A 16,465-nucleotide genomic window follows, 5' to 3' on the forward strand; every position below is an offset into this window, starting at 1 on the left:
ATATCTTTGAGCAATGTGAGCAAATGCTTTTATTGCATAATCGATTCCTTTCTTTTTAACAAGGCGACCAACAGAAACAATACGAATAACACTCTTTTCAGGTTTTTTTCTTATCTTCAAAAAAAATTCCCTGCAATCAATTGCAGAATGGTGGGTAACTATTTTATCTGTATTACAACCAAGTGTAATAAGCTTCTCTCTAAAATAATCACACACCGGCAAAGCAAGGTCTATACGTTTAAAGAGCTTTTGATACATTTCTACATCTTGAGTAAGGTAGGATGTTATATCTGATCCACGAAAACAAACAACTAGTTTTTTGTTTTTTAGCCATTCCCTCAATTTTTTCATACGCACAATTGTCTTACCTAGATACCCAAATTGACAAAACACAATATCACATTCTGGAAATGGTTCACATAATTTATTATAAGTAACGCGATCCAATAGATTATATTTTTCTATATTAGGATGCATATTCACGTAATCATCTTTATGAAAAGAGAAAATGGAAACCTTATGGCCTCGATCAATCAGATTTGTAATAATATTTAAAATAAATATCTGAGATGCAGCAGGAAAATGACCAAGAATAAAAAGAATATTTAAAGCTTTTACAGAAGATTTTTTTTCTTCACTATTATCTTTATACTGATCAACCTGACACGTGATCGCAAAATTAACAAAAACAAACAAAATTACAATTAATCTTTTAGATAATAACATTACTTTACCTTCATAATTAATGTATCAATGATTTTCGTTTAATCATTTGTTCAATAAGAAAAATTAGCCGATGAGCACTTGCATGAGTCTGAGTGATCATTTCCTCATAAAATAATAATTTTTTCTCAATCCTCTCATCATACATTTTACTTCCTTTGAAAAAACCAGCTTTTTTTGCAAAAAAATGAAGTTTTGTTATTAAATCAAACGGCTTATGTTTTTGTACAAGAAATTTTAAGGTATTTTTCATATGAATTAATGCACGAATTTCTTGTTTATTAAAAATTATAAGATCATCATTCATCATATTTTTTAAGTTTTCATAGGCAACAATGCATAGATCCTTATTAAGTGTATCATCCATATCAATAGCACAAAACCTATCCGTATCGGGATCATAACACAAGTTTCCCGAATGACGATCAGAATTACCAAGAATTAAATCTAGCGCAACTATCTCAGGTAATTGTCTATGCCATGTCATATGTTCTATAATTTGTTTTGTTAATCCTTTTTCATTAAGTGAAGAAGCCTGCGACCATAATTGTCGTAAACGTAATAAATTGTACTTGGTACCTATTTGCTTTCTAATCGTATCGCCACGAGCAATGGTATGAAGAGTTGCAGGCCAGCACGCTATAACTTTACCCGGAAATTCTTTCTTAAATTCAATAATATCAACTTGATGGGCAATATTAAGCTCTTTTGCAATATAAGCGGCAAGGGCATCTCGTACGACTGCTAGTTGTTTTTTAAATTCCTTTTTTTGTTTGAGAAGATATCTATATTTTTTATTAATGATAATGTAACTAATAAAACAATTTTTTGCTTCGATCGTATTAATAAGATGAACAGGTTCTTTACCGGTATAATAAATTTTGGAAAATAAGGAAGAAGATACAGTAAACATAAAGAAAAAAAATAACAGAAAAATACGTGTTACCATAACCTTCTCCATTCTTTTTACCATAAAATTAAAATAATTAAAAAACGCTCATTAAATAACTCTGCTATGTCAATGATACAAAAATAATATATTCATGTGTTTACACAATAAATCTATACGTCTTCATCGCTATTTAAAATAGAATAAAAAATAGATTCTAATTTATCATTTTCTTTCTCAGTATCAAATTCTTCATGAACTTTATTGGCAGCGGCTAATTGAATTAATCGCCATTTATCCGGATTATTCAAAAGATATTCAATCGCATTACTTATTGCACTACTATTACGTTCAGGAACCAGAAAACCAGAGACGCCGTCAGTAATAAGTTCCTTATTACCGGAATGATCTGTAGCGATCACTAATATTCCCATTGCCATTGCTTCTTTTAAAACATTCGCAATACCTTCTTGATCATTATTATGAGCAGTTACACTAGATAAAATAAAAAGATGTGATTTATTTAATATATTAATATATTCTTTGTGAGTATGCCAACTATCAAGCTTTATGTTCTCATTAACTTTTAATCGTTTTATTAGTTTTTTATATTTTTTTTCTAAAACACCTTCACCAATAATGGTGTATCGTATCTGCGGATATTTATGTACTAATTGTGCTATTGCTCGAATAGAATATACGAACCCTTTTTTTTCTACGAATCTACCCGCGCTTACTATATTAATACTTCCTTCCTTAGGCAATCGTCTTGGTTTAAAAGTAAACTTCGAACGATCAATTGCTGAGTGATGTACAATAATTTTTTTTTCATTACACCCTGCAGCGATAAGTAACTTCTTAAATGCGTCGCATACCGGCATAAATAAATCACAACTATCAAAGTAACGATCATATGCGTGAGGATTTTCTTGTAAAAAACCGGTAATATCATAGCCACGCAAACAGATAACAACTTTGCCTTTAAACTTATGTGTTTTTTTTATATCTAATACTTTGTGTCCTAGCTGAAAAACGACAATATCATATTCATCTAAATGTGATGGAAATTTTTCAAAAATAGTTTTGTTGATAAGATCATAGTTTATAACATCTTGTTGCACATTCAGACAATCACCTTTTGCAAAAGCATAGATAGTAACATCATGTCCTCTATCTAAAAGTCCGGTTATCTGATTAAGTATGCAAATATCGTGAATTTTAGGAAATTCAGCAACAACCATAAGAATTTTCATGTGTTTTTTTAAACTAGTGCACAGTGTTAACATTGGACATGAAAGAGATATCAAAAAAAAGAAACTCCCTATAATCACCATATAATTATTAGTTATTTTTTTTTTCGTATACATCAATTCGCCCCTTAATAATCACACGCCAATACTTCAACATCAGAACCATTTTTTTTTGTAGGACCAACTAATAATAAATATTCATTTTTATACCAATTATACATGTGCTCTAACCCTTGTTGTACCGATACTTTCGGTATATAATCAAATAATTGTCGTGCTTTTTCAATACCAGCATGTGTTTTTGGGACATCACCACTAAAAACATCCACATAATTAATATGTGCTTTTTCACGCATAATGTTTTCCATAGCAACAATAAAATCGCTCAATATAATCGGTTCGCCACGACCAATATTAACAATCTCATAACCAAGAGGAGTATCAATTGCTTTTAAAATACCGTAGACAATATCATCGATATAGGTAAAATCACGAATAGCACTTCCATCACCATATACTTTTATTATTCGATTATTATAAATAGCATCCATAAATATGAACGGCGCCATATCGGTTCTACCTCGTGGCCCATATACAGTAAAAAATCGCAAATTAGTTATAGATATACCATACAGGTAATAGTAGACATACGCTAATAATTCACCCGATCGCTTTGTTGCGCCATACGGACTCGATTGCCTATCAACTGAATCATTTTCATAAAAAGGACCATCTTCACGCACACCATAAACGCTACTGCTTGATGCTAAGACGATATGCTTAATACCATGCTTACGTGCTGCTTCACACAAAATAAGCGTACCAATATTATTAGTTCTAAAATATTCTTGCGGATCATCAATGCTTGCGCGAACTCCTGCACGTGCAGCAAGATGACAAATGACATCAATCTTCTCCGATTCACATAATTGCTCAATAGCATCTCTATTACAAATATCAATAGCATAGACAGAAAGACGATCATTAAAATCTGATGCTGCAACTAATGAAAGATTGTATTCTTTGATACGTAGATCATACGCATTATTCATATTATCAACGATGATAAGAGTATCACCACGCTCTAGTAATTTCTGCGCAACATGGCTGCCAATAAAACCAGCTCCACCAGTAAGAAGAATTTTTTTTGCATACAATATTGATGAAAAAATAAAATAGGCAATAATCAAAATTAGACAAAATATATTGCTCTTTATTTTCATTCATGCCTCTTTTGCTTTTGATTAATCTCTAAATAAAACTGTAGAAAAATCAAGAACAGCAAGTCAAGAACATAAAAAAAGACAAAAAAACCCTATCATTTCTGATAGGGTTTTTTTAATTAATTCTGGCACTACTTACCTTTCCAGGCCGTTACCAACCAAGTATTATCAGCGCTGTGGACTTTACTTCCGTATTCGGAATGGGAACGGGTGTTTCCCCACAGCTATATGCACCAGAAATTTTTTATTTTAATTAATTAAATATATAATTATTTAATTAATTCTAAAAAATCTTTTAGTCAAAGTATAATTTACTGTGACCTTTGAAATATATGTATTAATGAATGCAGAATGAGTTACCTAAATTTTTTAGTATCATGGTTAAAACATTCGGTCTATTAGTATTGGTTAGCTTAACACATTACTATGCTTACACACCCAACCTATCTACCTCGTAGTCTTCAAGGGACCTTAATAATTTTGTTAAAAACTTCTTAAGCTTTCAAGCCGAAACTTAATTGCTTAATATATTTTAACAAGGGGTATCTAATCTTGGAGCGAGTTTCCCACTTAGATGCTTTCAGCGGTTATCTCTAATAAGCTTGGCTACCCAGCTTGCTCTTGGAGAACAACTGGAACACTAGAGGCTTACCCATCCCGGTCCTTGCGTACTAAGGACAGCCCTCCTCAAATACCCTACGCCCACAGAGGATAAGGACCGAACTGTCTTACGACGTTCTGAACCCAGCTCGCGTACCACTTTAATAGGCGAACAGCCTAACCCTTGGGACCTTCTTCAGCCCCAGGATGTGATGAGCCGACATCGAGGTGCCAAACCTCCTCGTCGATGTGGACTCTTAGAGGAGATCAGCCTGTTATCCCCGGCGTACCTTTTATCCGTTTAGCAATGGCCCTTCCATACAGAACCACTGGATCACTAAATCCTGCTTTCGCACCTGCTCGACCTGTATGTCTCGCAGTCAAGCTCCCTTATGCTTTTGCGCTCTTAAGATGATTTCTATACATCTTGAGGGAACCTTTGAACGCCTCCGTTACATTTTAGGAGGCGACCACCCCAGTCAAACTGCCCATCAGACATTGTCCTTTGTCCGGATCACGGATCAAAGTTAGATCTTTAAATTTATAAGGGCGGTATTTCAAGGATGACTCCATTGCAACTAGCGTCGCAACTTCACAGTCTCCCGCCTATCCTACACAAACAAACTCAAAAATCAATGTCAAATTGCAGTAAAGGTGCACGGGGTCTTTCCGTCCTTCTGCGGGTAGCCGGCATTTTCACCGGCACTACAAATTCACTGAGTGTATCATTAAGACAGCGCCCAACTCGTTACGCCATTCATGCGGGTCGGAATTTACCCGACAAGGTACTTCGCTACCTTAGGACCGTCATAGTTACGGCCGCCGTTTACCGGGGCTTCAGTTCAATGCTTTGTTCCGAAGAACGAACATCTCTCGTTAACCTTCCGGCACTGGGCAGGCGTCAGACTCTATACTTCCTCTTACGAGTTTGCAGAGCCCTGTGTTTTTGTTAAACAGTCGATTGGGCCAATTTATTGAAACCTAATAATGCTTCTGAAAGACATGCTTTCATAACAAAATCAGGCACCCCTTCTCCCGAAGTTACGGGGCCAATTTGCCGAGTTCCTTAATGATAATTATCTCAACGCCTGAGCATTCTCAGCCCGTCTACCTGTGTCGGTTTGCGGTACGATCACCCAATAACATCGCTAGAAGCTTTTCTTGTCAGTGTGGGGTCAGTCAAACATGCATCTTCTTTCAAATTAACATGCCCATAACATTTCAGAGATTGCGGCTTCACGGATTTTCCTATGAAACCCTCCTTTATGCTTAGCTTGGCATCCATACGCCAAGTTAACCTACCCTCCTGCGTCACTCCCTCACTCAAGCGCTATTAGGTGGTGCAGGAATATTTAACCTGCTGCCCATCGCCTACTCCAACTGGCCTCGGCTTAGGGGTCGACTAACCCTGAGTGGATGAACCGATCTCAAGGAAACCTTAGACTTACGGCGAACAGGAATTTCACCTGTTTTTTCGTTACTTATACCAACATGCTCACTTCCTTGATCCGACACCTGTCCTTACGGTCAAGCTTGTTTCTATCAAGGAACGCTCCCCTACCTCTACGTTAAAAATAAATTTTTAACATAAACCATAGCTTCGGTGACCCGCTTGAGCCCCGTTCATTCTTAAGCGCAATAACACTTGACCAGTGAGCTGTTACGCTTTCTTTAAAGGATGGCTGCTTCTAAGCCAACCTCCTGGCTGTCTGTGCGTTTTCACTTCTTTTCCCACTTAGCGGATACTTAGGGACCTTAACTGATGGTCTGGGTTGTTTCCCTCTTGACTATGAAGGTTATCCCCCACAGTCTGACTCCTGTCTTCAACGAAGTATGGCATTCAGAGTTAGTAAGAGACCTGTAAGCTTGCGCCCCAAAAACTCAAACTGTGCTTTACCACCATACATCATCCAACAAGGCTATACCTAAATATATTTCGGGGAGAACCAGCTATTTCCCAGTTTGATTGGCCTTTCACCCCTATCCACACCTCATCCGAGCAGTTTTCAACCTACACCGGTTCGGACCTTCATCTCGTTTAACCGAGACTTCATCCTGGACATGGATAGCTCACTGGGTTTCGGGTCTATCTCATATTACTAAACGCCCTATTCAGACTTGCTTTCGCTACGGCTCCACTCTTTCAAAGCTTAACCTTGCAATATAAGATAACTCGTTGGCTCATTATACAAAAGGTACGTGGTTGCGCATACTTATACCGCGCTACCACCGATTATAGACACTTGGTTTCAGATTCTATTTCACTCCCCTCCCGGGGTTCTTTTCACCTTTCCCTCACGGTACTAGTTCACTATCGGTCATCAAGTAGTATTTAGCCTTACCCGATGGTCCGGGCAGATTCACACGGGATTACACGTGTCCCATGCTACTCGAGACTATATATTATTGTGTTAATTATTTTTTCGCATACGGGGCTGTCACCCTCTTTGGCTGTCCTTTCCAGAACAATTCAACTAAAATAAATAACTACAACTCCAAAAACTGTATTTTTTGAAATATTTATAATCTCACAACCCCCATATTACAACGCACACAGGCTATCACATAATATAGGTTTAGGCTCTTCCCCATTCGCTCACCACTACAAAGGGAATCACTTCGTTTTCTTTTCCTTGCGTTACTTAGATGTTTCAGTTCACGCAGTTCGCTTTACTATAATATATATTCATATAGTAACACCTCAGGTTTACCCAAGGTAGGTTGCCCCATTCGGAAATCTTCGGATCAAAGTTTGATTGGCAACTCCCCGAAGCTTATGGCAGCCTTCCACCTCCTTCATCGCCTCTTGATGCCACAGGCATCCACCAAGCGCCCTTTTCAATTAACCACAAATTTTGCTGGTTACTCAAACATTGAGCACTCATTAATACATATATGTCAAAGATCACAAATTTTTTGTTATTACTACTAACATTTTTTCAAATTTTGATCACACACAAGAAAAGTTAAGGAAAAAAGCAATGTTTTTGGTGGAGATGAGCGGATTCGAACCGCTGACCTACCGCGTGCAAAACGGTCGCTCTGCCAACTGAGCTACACCCCCGATACTTTCACGTTGGGCATCGCTAATAAAACAAAGGAACTACTAATAAATCGCCTATGACTATCAATACTCCACATGCAATATTGCCTATAGCCCACGCATGGTTAAATTTTTTAACCACCAAACATATTTGTTTGGAAAATTTTTTAAAATTAAAACCTTATGGTGGGCCTAAGTCGACTCGAACGACTGACCTTTCCGTTATCAGCGGAATGCTCTAACCAGCTGAGCTATAGGCCCATAAGCCGTATCTATCAATTTTACGATAAAAACCCAGTATTTTAATAACACCTATATAGAACAATATAAAAATATTGTTCGTGAATCTCCCTCGAAAGGAGGTGATCCAGCCGCAGGTTCTCCTACGGCTACCTTGTTACGACTTCACCCCAATCACCATACATACCTTAGGCATTCGCCCCCTTTTCAGGTTGGCTAAAATGACTTTGGGTACAAACAGCTCTCATGGTGTGACGGGCGGTGTGTACAAGGTCCGAGAACGTATTCACCGCGCCGTTATGATGCGCGATTACTAGCGATTTCAACTTCATGAGGTCGAATTGCAGACCTCAATCCGAACTTAGACTAACTTTATGGGGTTTGCTTGGCCTTACGACTTTGCTTCCCTTTGTATTAGCCATTGTAACACGTGTGTAGCCCTGGACATAAGGACCATGATGACTTGACGTCATCCCCACCTTCCTCCCGGTTTCCCGGGCAGTCCCATCAAAGTGCTTAATCCGAAGATTAATAGCAACTGATAGCAGGGGTTGCGCTCGTTAGAGGACTTAACCAAACATCTCACGACACGAGCTGACGACAGCCATGCAGCACCTGTGTACCTGTCTGGATCGAAACCCAAAAGACCATATTTCTACAGCTGTCAAGTACATGTCAAGCCCAGGTAAGGTTTCTCGCGTAGTATCGAATTAAACCACATGTTCCACCGCTTGTGCGGACCCCCGTCAATTCTTTTAAGTTTTAGCCTTGCGACCATACTCCCCAGGCGAACCACTTAACGCGTTAGCTACGACACTGATTCAGCTAAGCCGAACCAACATCTAGTGGTTATCGTTTACGGCGTGGACTACCAGGGTATCTAATCCTGTTTGCTCCCCACGCTTTCGTGCCTCAACGTCAGAAATGAGCCAAGAAGCTGCCTTCGCCATTGGTGTTCCTCCCGAGATCCACGCATTTTACCGCTACTCCGGGAATTCCACTTCTCTCTCTCACCCTCTAGTTCGCCAGTTTTCATCGCAATACTCCAGTTAGGCTGGAGCCTTTAACGACAAACTTAACATACCGTCTACGCACCCTTTACGCCCAGTGATTCCGAATAACGCTCGCACCCTTCGTATTACCGCGGCTGCTGGCACGAAGTTAGCCGGTGCTTCCTCTGATGGTACCGTCATATTTTGTGTCTATTAAACACAACTTTTTCTTTCCATCTGACAGGAGTTTACAATCCTAAGACCTTCATCCTCCACGCGGCGTCGCTGCGTCAGGCTTTCGCCCATTGCGCAATATTCCCCACTGCTGCCTCCCGTAGGAGTCAGGCCCGTATCTCAGTGCCTATGTGACCGTACACCCTCTCAGGCCGGTTAACCGTCATAGCCTTGGTGAGCCTTTACCTCACCAACAAGCTGATAGTCCGCAAGCTCATCCTATAGCAGCGACATAAAAGACGCCTTTCTCCCCGCAGGGACTTATGCAGTATTAACCTAAATTTCTCCAGGGTATTCCTCACTATAGGGTAGATTCTTACGTGTTACTCACCCGTCCGCCGCTGTACTCATTCCCGAAGGAACTTTCTCGCTCGACTTGCATGTGTTAGGCACGCCGCCAGCGTTCATTCTGAGCCAAGATCAAACTCTTCATCACTGAATTGAACTGGGATCCTACCGAAAATCGATAGATACGAAACTTTCTTGTGTATTTCAAAGAACTTTTTTATGTTGCTAAATTTTTCTTAACAGGTTGATTAAGCGACGAATGTTGAAAACGTTTTAATCAATTGTTAATGAAAATTATAAACCTATTTCACACTAAGTCAACACTTTTTTTAAACTTTTTTAAAAAAAAATGTGTAGGCCCTATTGATAGTCCTCATATTTAATGAATAATACGAAACCTTTAAGCATGCAGAGACGCCATAAAATAACGATCTGATCGTTATTTTCAACCTTTTATCGAGCATAAATATGATTGATAAACATTATACAAACAAAGAGTAAAAAAGAACAAAAAAATACGAAATTAGAATCATTACGTGATAAAAAACAAGAAAAAAACAAAAAAATATTCACCTAATATAAAAAAACTTTAAAAAAAATTCCCTATACATCAATTGTTATAACAAAAAAGCAATTTTCATAAAAAAACATATACGATTATTTTTACTATTATATGTATAGAGATATATACCCCAAAATGCCATATAAACTTTATCACAACATTATGATATACTTTACTTATAATTATAAATTATATAAAAAAAGGCCATACATGCTTAAAGATGACCTACATGAACAATTAAAGAACATAACTCCCGATATCCAAACAATTATATCTTTTTGGAACAATGCACAACTTGAAAAAAAATTTCAAACATTGGAAGCATTTTCCAAAGAAGAAGAATTTTGGAAAAACCCACAGCAAACAGATATTTTAAAAGAGCTACAACATATCCGGATATTACGTGATCAATATTTTGAAATAATAACTAGCAACACAGAATTAACTGAATTAGTTAACCTTTTTGCAGATAGTGAATATGAATTATCAAAAATATCTTCTGATATAACAGCTTTACGCAAAAAAGTTATTGCATTTAAGATACATCTTTTATTAAATGAACCAAATGATTCAGCAAACTGTTTTGTGCATATCCATGCTGGCGCTGGTGGAACTGAATCACAAGATTGGGCAAATATTCTTCTTAGAATGTATTACCGATTTTGCGAACGCAACAATCTTAATGTTGATACAATTGATTATCAATCAGGTGAAGAAGCTGGTATTAAATCCGTAACCCTATTTGTTCATGGAAAAAACTCATATGGCTACTTCAAAAGCGAACATGGCATTCATCGTCTTGTAAGAATTTCACCATTTGACTCAAACAAGCGTCGCCATACATCATTTACCAGTGTAATGGTAACGCCAGAAGTTCCTGATATCACTGTTACGATTGATCCAAAAGACTTACGCATCGATACCTATCGCGCAAGTGGCGCTGGTGGACAACATGTTAACAAAACAGATTCTGCTGTTCGAATTACTCATTTGCCAACTAATATTGTTGTTCAATGTCAAAATGAACGATCTCAACAACAAAACAAAGCTTTTGCTATGAAAATGTTATACGCAAAACTTGCTCAAAAAACAAAAGATGAACAAGATGCAAAACGCAGCGCTGGCATTGAAAAAAGAAAAATTGAATGGGGGTCACAAATTCGATCATATGTATTGCATCCTTATAAAATGATAAAAGATCATCGCACCGATTTTGAATCTTCTCAACCCGATAAAGTTCTTGATGGAGAATTAATAGATTTCATCGAATCTTTTCTCGTCTGGCGAAGCGCAACACTATAACTCCTAGAAAATCATTGATTGCCGTATAAAACTATGATAAGTTCATTTTTATTATTATTTTTATTCAAGGAGAGTTAATGAATAATACACTATCTATAGTATCATTATGCTTTTTGATACTATCATCTACACTATATACGTCCAATGATGACAATCCATTACCAGAACAATTAAAGGAGTACTTATCCTATCTTTATGAAAAAACTCACCAAACAAAAAACATACCTTCATTAGAACATATTTATTTTCTTCTTCAACAAGACAATTCTAACATCCCTAAAGCAAAATTAATTGCTGCCATACAAGATTCAATTTTATTAGTACAGGAATACAAAGACCTTTCCCTTGAAGAACGCAACGGCGAATCAATAATCGGATATCTTAATAGAAACCTTAACAATTTTTCTAGCGAAGATATCCTCAATATTGATCAAGAAAATAGTAAACTTAGTTACAAAGCTAATTGCCATCATAAAAAAACATCTTCATGTCCAAAATGCTGCCCAGCGCCTCGCGGCCCTCGTGGACATAAAGGATCTCAAGGAAGCACAGGGGCGACGGGTGCAACGGGAATTAACGGAGCAACAGGCGCTACTGGCGTAACCGGTGCAACCGGAGCAACAGGCATCACCGGAGCTACTGGTGCAGCAGGAATTACTGGCCAAACTGGATCTACCGGAGCAACTGGCTCCACAGGCGTAACTGGCGCAACCGGAATTACTGGTCCAACCGGATCTACCGGAGCAACTGGCTCCACAGGCGTAACTGGTGCAGCAGGAATTATTGGCCAAACTGGATCTACCGGAGCAACTGGCTCCACAGGCGTAACTGGCGCAACCGGAATTACTGGCCCAACCGGATCTACCGGAGCAACTGGCTCCACAGGCGTAACTGGCGCAACCGGAATTACTGGCCCAACCGGAGCAACTGGTGCTACTGGCATAACTGGTGTTTCTGGGGGAAATCAGGTACTACTTAATCCATACATGATGGCAGATGCCACTGCGTCAAATCCTAATATTACGTTTACCAAAGTATATGGCACTGCTTCAAACAGCCCATCCCTTGATGCCTGGAAAATTAGCATAAGCACCACAACGCAAAAGCCTATCACCACACAGTTTGCATTACCACAAGACCTTGATACAGCAAGCCCTATTACTTTAGAAATTCATTTTTTCATCAATAAAATACTTGGCAGCTTAGGCAATCTTGCCAATGCACAAATTAACGCAGATTATGCTGCATCCAATATGGAAATCGGCACTTCTGCTCCTGCAACAGGATTTGCGGAAACGGTAACTACAGGAAACTTCACCATCACTGAACCAACAGGCAGTACAGGGCTACAACAAAATTTAACACATATCGTCACCAGCGTAACACTTGATGGCACAAAAATGGTTGGAAAAAATTGGGCATATCTAAGTCTTACACGAATTGCACCAACAAGCGGAACCGAATACAACAAAGATATTTATTTAGTAACATATTCTTTTAAATATACCAGAATAAACGTATAAACTAAAAAAGGAAAACAATGAAACATATAGCTATATTGACTATTTTGCTTATAATGCAGACCTTCACTTGTTCAGGGGTCATGTCAGTTGTAACAGTAACTGCAACGATAACGACTGATGAATCAATTGAACGATTTCCTGCATATGTAGTATCTGACCAAGTATCATATGTAAATGGTGGTTTAGTTTTTACCTATCCAACAGATATTTTTACCGTTGCTCCAACAATACGCGTAGCCATTGAGACTCCGGCGCATGTATCCACTATAACCTACACAGCAGAAATAACTCTTAATTCTGCCCTATCCGCAACAATTACGGTATATAAAATCGATTCTGGCGTGCAAACAGAAGCAGCAAACGGAGAAGTAATTGTTCATTTCGTTGCAGCAGGTATATAACGCAAATCATTAATTAAAAAGAAATAGAGAATAAGACAAAAATCTTACTCTCTATTTCTTTTTTATACCTAAAAATTTCACGCTCTTTTTTTATAACTTACGTGATAAATAACATTCCTTATTAAGTTGTGCATATTTATAATCAGGGTATGCTTCATATGCCTTACAAGCAGCCCATTCACCAATCTCAAATTCATTAATATACCACGCACAATGCGCAAGAAGTTCATATCGATGATAATTATAAAGATATTTTTCAACAAACAAAAAATCTTTTTCTGGATATTTAATATCAACAGCACGTCGAGCAAACAAAAACGCTAATTCCATATGACGTATAAAAACATAATAATCGGCAATCGCTATTAATGGTTCTGCACGATGAGGACGCATGCGGTATGCGCGTAAATAATAATCTAATGCTTCTGTCCAGTTATATTTGATATCATCTATATTATGCAAAACTAATTTTTTAACCGTTTCAGCTAAACGATAATGCACAATAAAATCCTCTTCATCCCACCCAATCATACCAACACGTATTTTATAAAAATCATATGCTTCTTGCCAATTGCCAAGATCTTCACACGTACGAGCTAGATAAAATAAAGTTCGCGTACACCACGGCTTATTATAATATTCTTTCAATAACAACTCACGATCCCTTATCAATCGTGCCATTGTTTTTTCAGCCCCATACGCTGCAGGCAAATACTGAAAAAAAACAGTATCAGGAACTTTAACAACAACCGACTGCGCAATTGCTTCATGCACTACTCCACCAAAACGAACTCCAGAATGACAGCGAATTAATCTACATGTATAATTATCAAGCGCTTCATTAATAATACGTATCAAATAAGAAGCATACATATCACCCCGCCGCAAGCAAGATTCGCAAAATTCAACTAATGCTCGTGCATCATGTATATACCACTCAGCATCAAGCATTACTATAAAGGCAGCGTGAGGAAATTTTTCCTCAGCTAAATCAAGTGCACGATTACGTGACGTCGCAAAATCAACAAACGGTTCCTGTACAATATATCCATGCACAATATTATGTTCATCAAAAAACTCTTGCGTCACTTCAACAGTTCTATCAGTTGATCCGGTATCAAAAATAAAAAACGAATCAACACCGCTATCTACAAATGGCTGCAGTGTCGCTCGCATAACAGTCGCTTCATTCTTTACCATTAGCACTGCAACAAGAATAGGATCATACATACTTTCTTGATGTGTGTATAAACTATGAATAAAGAAAAAAACAAAAGAAAAAACATATAGTACATTCTTCATTACACCCTCATAAAGTAAAAATATTTTATGAGAGAATAACAATCACCTAGAACAAGGTCAAACAGATTATTTTCGCACTTCAACTAACAAATTGGTTGAACAACTAACTTCACATAAATCGCAATTTTTTTAATGAATAACACGTTGCAATGCGCTATTTATTTTTCTTTTTTTAAATAAATATGAGCTGATCGTTATTTTATCTATAACAATCAGCTCATATTTATTTAAATTATATTAATTTAAATCGTTAATTGAATATCGCATTATCTTTAATCATCTGCTCATAGTCTGCTTTAACATCATCACATATATTTTTATGCTTACCCAGACACCACACTTTAACACCAGGAGAATTAAGAACGTTATTGACTATATTTATTACAACCTCAGCCGATGATGATTCCTTATTATCATTTTTTATTATCCTCCGAGCAATTTCATAGCTTAAATCATGAGGATACACGTGTTGTAACAGTTCGTACCATTTTTTACCTTCAGCTGTTTCACAAAATAATTCTTCTACCTCTTTATAAGTCAGTATTGTATTATCATTATAGTCCATAACACATCTTCGATGAGCATTACTCAATTCATCAAATAAAGGACTTTGTAGTTCTTCCGCATTAAATGTATTAGCTATGCTTAACTCAATCTTAGATTTTTCAATTTTATCTAAAAAAGCTCGTTGAAAAACAATTTCTTCTGATACTGGCATAACGCTCATAACACATAATAATGAAAAAAATGATATAATATATTTTATATTCATAAAAAAATTCCTTTTTAAATAACGATGTTTATAATACATATCTTTAAAAAAATTAACGTGTTCAGGTTACTTAAATATCGCATTATCTTTAATCATTTGCTCATATTCTCTTCTCACACTCTCACATGTACTCTTAAATTTCCCCGAACATGCTTCTTTTGCCAAATCGTCCAATGTATAATTAACTATCTTCGACACATCTTCATCCAATATTCTCTTACCATTTTTAATTGACTCAGTTATTAATGAGTCATCAATGAAATTCTTTAAATCAAGACCAAAGATAAGCTTTTTATAAGCAAACCATAGTTTACCTTCAGCTGTTTCAAAAAAAGCCTTTTCTGCATCTTCAAAAATCAATGCTGTATCACTATTATTATTTAATAATAACTGTCCGTAAGCATTTTTGTATTGCACGTATAAATCACTTGTTAGATTATCAAGCGAACAACTGTATCTTTTTCTTTTCATTTTAGCTTTATCTATAAAAGACGGTTGAAAAATTGTTCTCCCTGCTTCTCCTGAAAGCAAAGGATATTGCAAATAATCATAGAGGTAAGCAGAAGACATTATCGCACCATTAAGACCTAAAGCTACCACTGCTGGCGATACTGGAACAATACTTGCAACACACAACAATGAAAACAACGATATATATTTTATATTCATAAAAATTCCTTCTTAATTAACATAATTTATATTAACTATATGTATAATACCAATGTATCACAAATAGAAATTATGTCAATCTTGCCATTGTTCTATAAAAAAAACAAAAATATCACGATATAGCACCACATATCGCTCTCAAGAGCATGCAAAGCGAATTACTGGCAAAAATTCCTGACCAAAATGGATACCAGTCTTCCTTGTCTACTGACACAGCAGCAAGTAATCCTCCAACAACAAGACCACAAGTAATATCAAATGGCATCAAAAGTCCTCCTAAGACTAGCATCGGATTAAGACGGATGCGCTGCAAACAGAATCCAAATAAGGCACCAACAGTCAAAACAATATAATCAAAATGCTTTGTTTGAATAAGTAATTGCCGCGATTGTGCTCGATATGCAAAAAGTTCAGGAGAACCAAGCCCAAAATGATTGATTAAAAGCCAAAAA

11 protein-coding genes, 2 tRNA genes and 3 rRNA genes are annotated in these 16,465 nt (G+C 37.0%); 3 read left to right on the top strand and 13 right to left on the bottom strand.

Translation table 11 applies throughout. The features are described from left to right. The 9 genes from VLB80_02960 to VLB80_03000 all read right to left on the bottom strand — a co-directional run. A partial coding sequence (locus VLB80_02960; GenBank protein ID HSC25154.1) for a hypothetical protein occupies window positions 1-726 on the bottom strand: 726 nt, incomplete at its 3' end. Between the two features lie 16 nt (window positions 727-742). Beyond that, window positions 743-1,672, bottom strand: a complete 930-nt coding sequence (locus VLB80_02965; GenBank protein HSC25155.1) for a hypothetical protein — start codon at window positions 1,670-1,672, stop codon at window positions 743-745. 113 nt (window positions 1,673-1,785) lie between these two features. Then, window positions 1,786-2,979, bottom strand: coding sequence for a glycosyltransferase (locus VLB80_02970; GenBank protein HSC25156.1), 1,194 nt, complete (start codon window positions 2,977-2,979; stop codon window positions 1,786-1,788). Between the two features lie 11 nt (window positions 2,980-2,990). Next, entirely contained in the window at window positions 2,991-4,085 is a 1,095-nt protein-coding gene (locus VLB80_02975) for an NAD-dependent epimerase/dehydratase family protein (GenBank protein HSC25157.1), read from the bottom strand. A 123-nt stretch (window positions 4,086-4,208) separates the two neighbouring features. Further along, window positions 4,209-4,323 (bottom strand): 5S ribosomal RNA (rrf, locus tag VLB80_02980). 139 nt (window positions 4,324-4,462) lie between these two features. Continuing rightward, window positions 4,463-7,533: ribosomal RNA gene (locus VLB80_02985) — 23S ribosomal RNA — on the bottom strand. Between the two features lie 140 nt (window positions 7,534-7,673). Then, window positions 7,674-7,749, bottom strand: a tRNA-Ala gene (locus VLB80_02990). Window positions 7,750-7,912: 163 nt separating this feature from the next. Then, a tRNA-Ile gene (locus tag VLB80_02995) sits at window positions 7,913-7,989 on the bottom strand. A 94-nt stretch (window positions 7,990-8,083) separates the two neighbouring features. Continuing rightward, window positions 8,084-9,630: ribosomal RNA gene (locus tag VLB80_03000) — 16S ribosomal RNA — on the bottom strand. The 16S, 23S and 5S rRNA genes sit together here with 2 tRNA genes alongside, the layout of an rRNA operon. 624 nt (window positions 9,631-10,254) lie before the next feature. On the opposite strand from VLB80_03000, the gene prfB reads away from it, so the two are divergent. The 3 genes from prfB to VLB80_03015 all read left to right on the top strand — a co-directional run bounded on the left by prfB (window position 10,255) and on the right by VLB80_03015 (window position 13,270). After that, window positions 10,255-11,346: a peptide chain release factor 2 gene (gene prfB, locus VLB80_03005; protein ID HSC25158.1), complete on the top strand. Its 1,092-nt coding sequence runs from the start codon at window positions 10,255-10,257 to the stop codon at window positions 11,344-11,346. 77 nt (window positions 11,347-11,423) lie between these two features. Beyond that, entirely contained in the window at window positions 11,424-12,869 is a 1,446-nt protein-coding gene (locus VLB80_03010) for a hypothetical protein (GenBank protein ID HSC25159.1), read from the top strand. 17 nt (window positions 12,870-12,886) lie between these two features. Beyond that, window positions 12,887-13,270 (top strand): hypothetical protein, encoded by a 384-nt coding sequence (locus VLB80_03015; GenBank protein HSC25160.1) that lies wholly within the window; start codon window positions 12,887-12,889, stop codon window positions 13,268-13,270. A gap of 90 nt (window positions 13,271-13,360) precedes the next feature. On the opposite strand, the gene VLB80_03020 is transcribed toward VLB80_03015, so the two are convergent. From VLB80_03020 to VLB80_03035, 4 genes are all read right to left on the bottom strand, one after another. After that, entirely contained in the window at window positions 13,361-14,572 is a 1,212-nt protein-coding gene (locus VLB80_03020) for a hypothetical protein (protein HSC25161.1), read from the bottom strand. Window positions 14,573-14,822: 250 nt separating this feature from the next. Continuing rightward, entirely contained in the window at window positions 14,823-15,344 is a 522-nt protein-coding gene (locus tag VLB80_03025; protein HSC25162.1) for a hypothetical protein, read from the bottom strand. 66 nt (window positions 15,345-15,410) lie between these two features. After that, a complete protein-coding gene (locus VLB80_03030; GenBank protein ID HSC25163.1) occupies window positions 15,411-16,013 on the bottom strand; it encodes a hypothetical protein in 603 nt (200 codons plus the stop codon). A gap of 112 nt (window positions 16,014-16,125) precedes the next feature. Continuing rightward, the coding region (locus VLB80_03035; GenBank protein HSC25164.1) for a hypothetical protein at window positions 16,126-16,465 on the bottom strand (340 nt) is incomplete at its 5' end.

It is taken from the genome of Candidatus Babeliales bacterium (assembly GCA_035455925.1).
Taxonomy (GTDB): Bacteria; Babelota; Babeliae; order Babelales; family Vermiphilaceae; genus SOIL31.

Coding starts and splice junctions, on each gene's coding strand:
- VLB80_02965 (HSC25155.1), bottom strand. CDS start 1,672: ATGGTAACACGTATTTTTCTGTTATTTTTTTTCTTTATGTTTACTGTA.
- VLB80_03020 (HSC25161.1), bottom strand. CDS start 14,572: ATGAAGAATGTACTATATGTTTTTTCTTTTGTTTTTTTCTTTATTCAT.
- VLB80_02975 (HSC25157.1), bottom strand. CDS start 4,085: ATGAAAATAAAGAGCAATATATTTTGTCTAATTTTGATTATTGCCTAT.
- VLB80_02970 (HSC25156.1), bottom strand. CDS start 2,979: ATGTATACGAAAAAAAAAATAACTAATAATTATATGGTGATTATAGGG.
- VLB80_03015 (HSC25160.1), top strand. CDS start 12,887: ATGAAACATATAGCTATATTGACTATTTTGCTTATAATGCAGACCTTC.
- VLB80_03010 (HSC25159.1), top strand. CDS start 11,424: ATGAATAATACACTATCTATAGTATCATTATGCTTTTTGATACTATCA.
- prfB (HSC25158.1), top strand. CDS start 10,255: ATGCTTAAAGATGACCTACATGAACAATTAAAGAACATAACTCCCGAT.
- VLB80_03030 (HSC25163.1), bottom strand. CDS start 16,013: ATGAATATAAAATATATATCGTTGTTTTCATTGTTGTGTGTTGCAAGT.
- VLB80_03025 (HSC25162.1), bottom strand. CDS start 15,344: ATGAATATAAAATATATTATATCATTTTTTTCATTATTATGTGTTATG.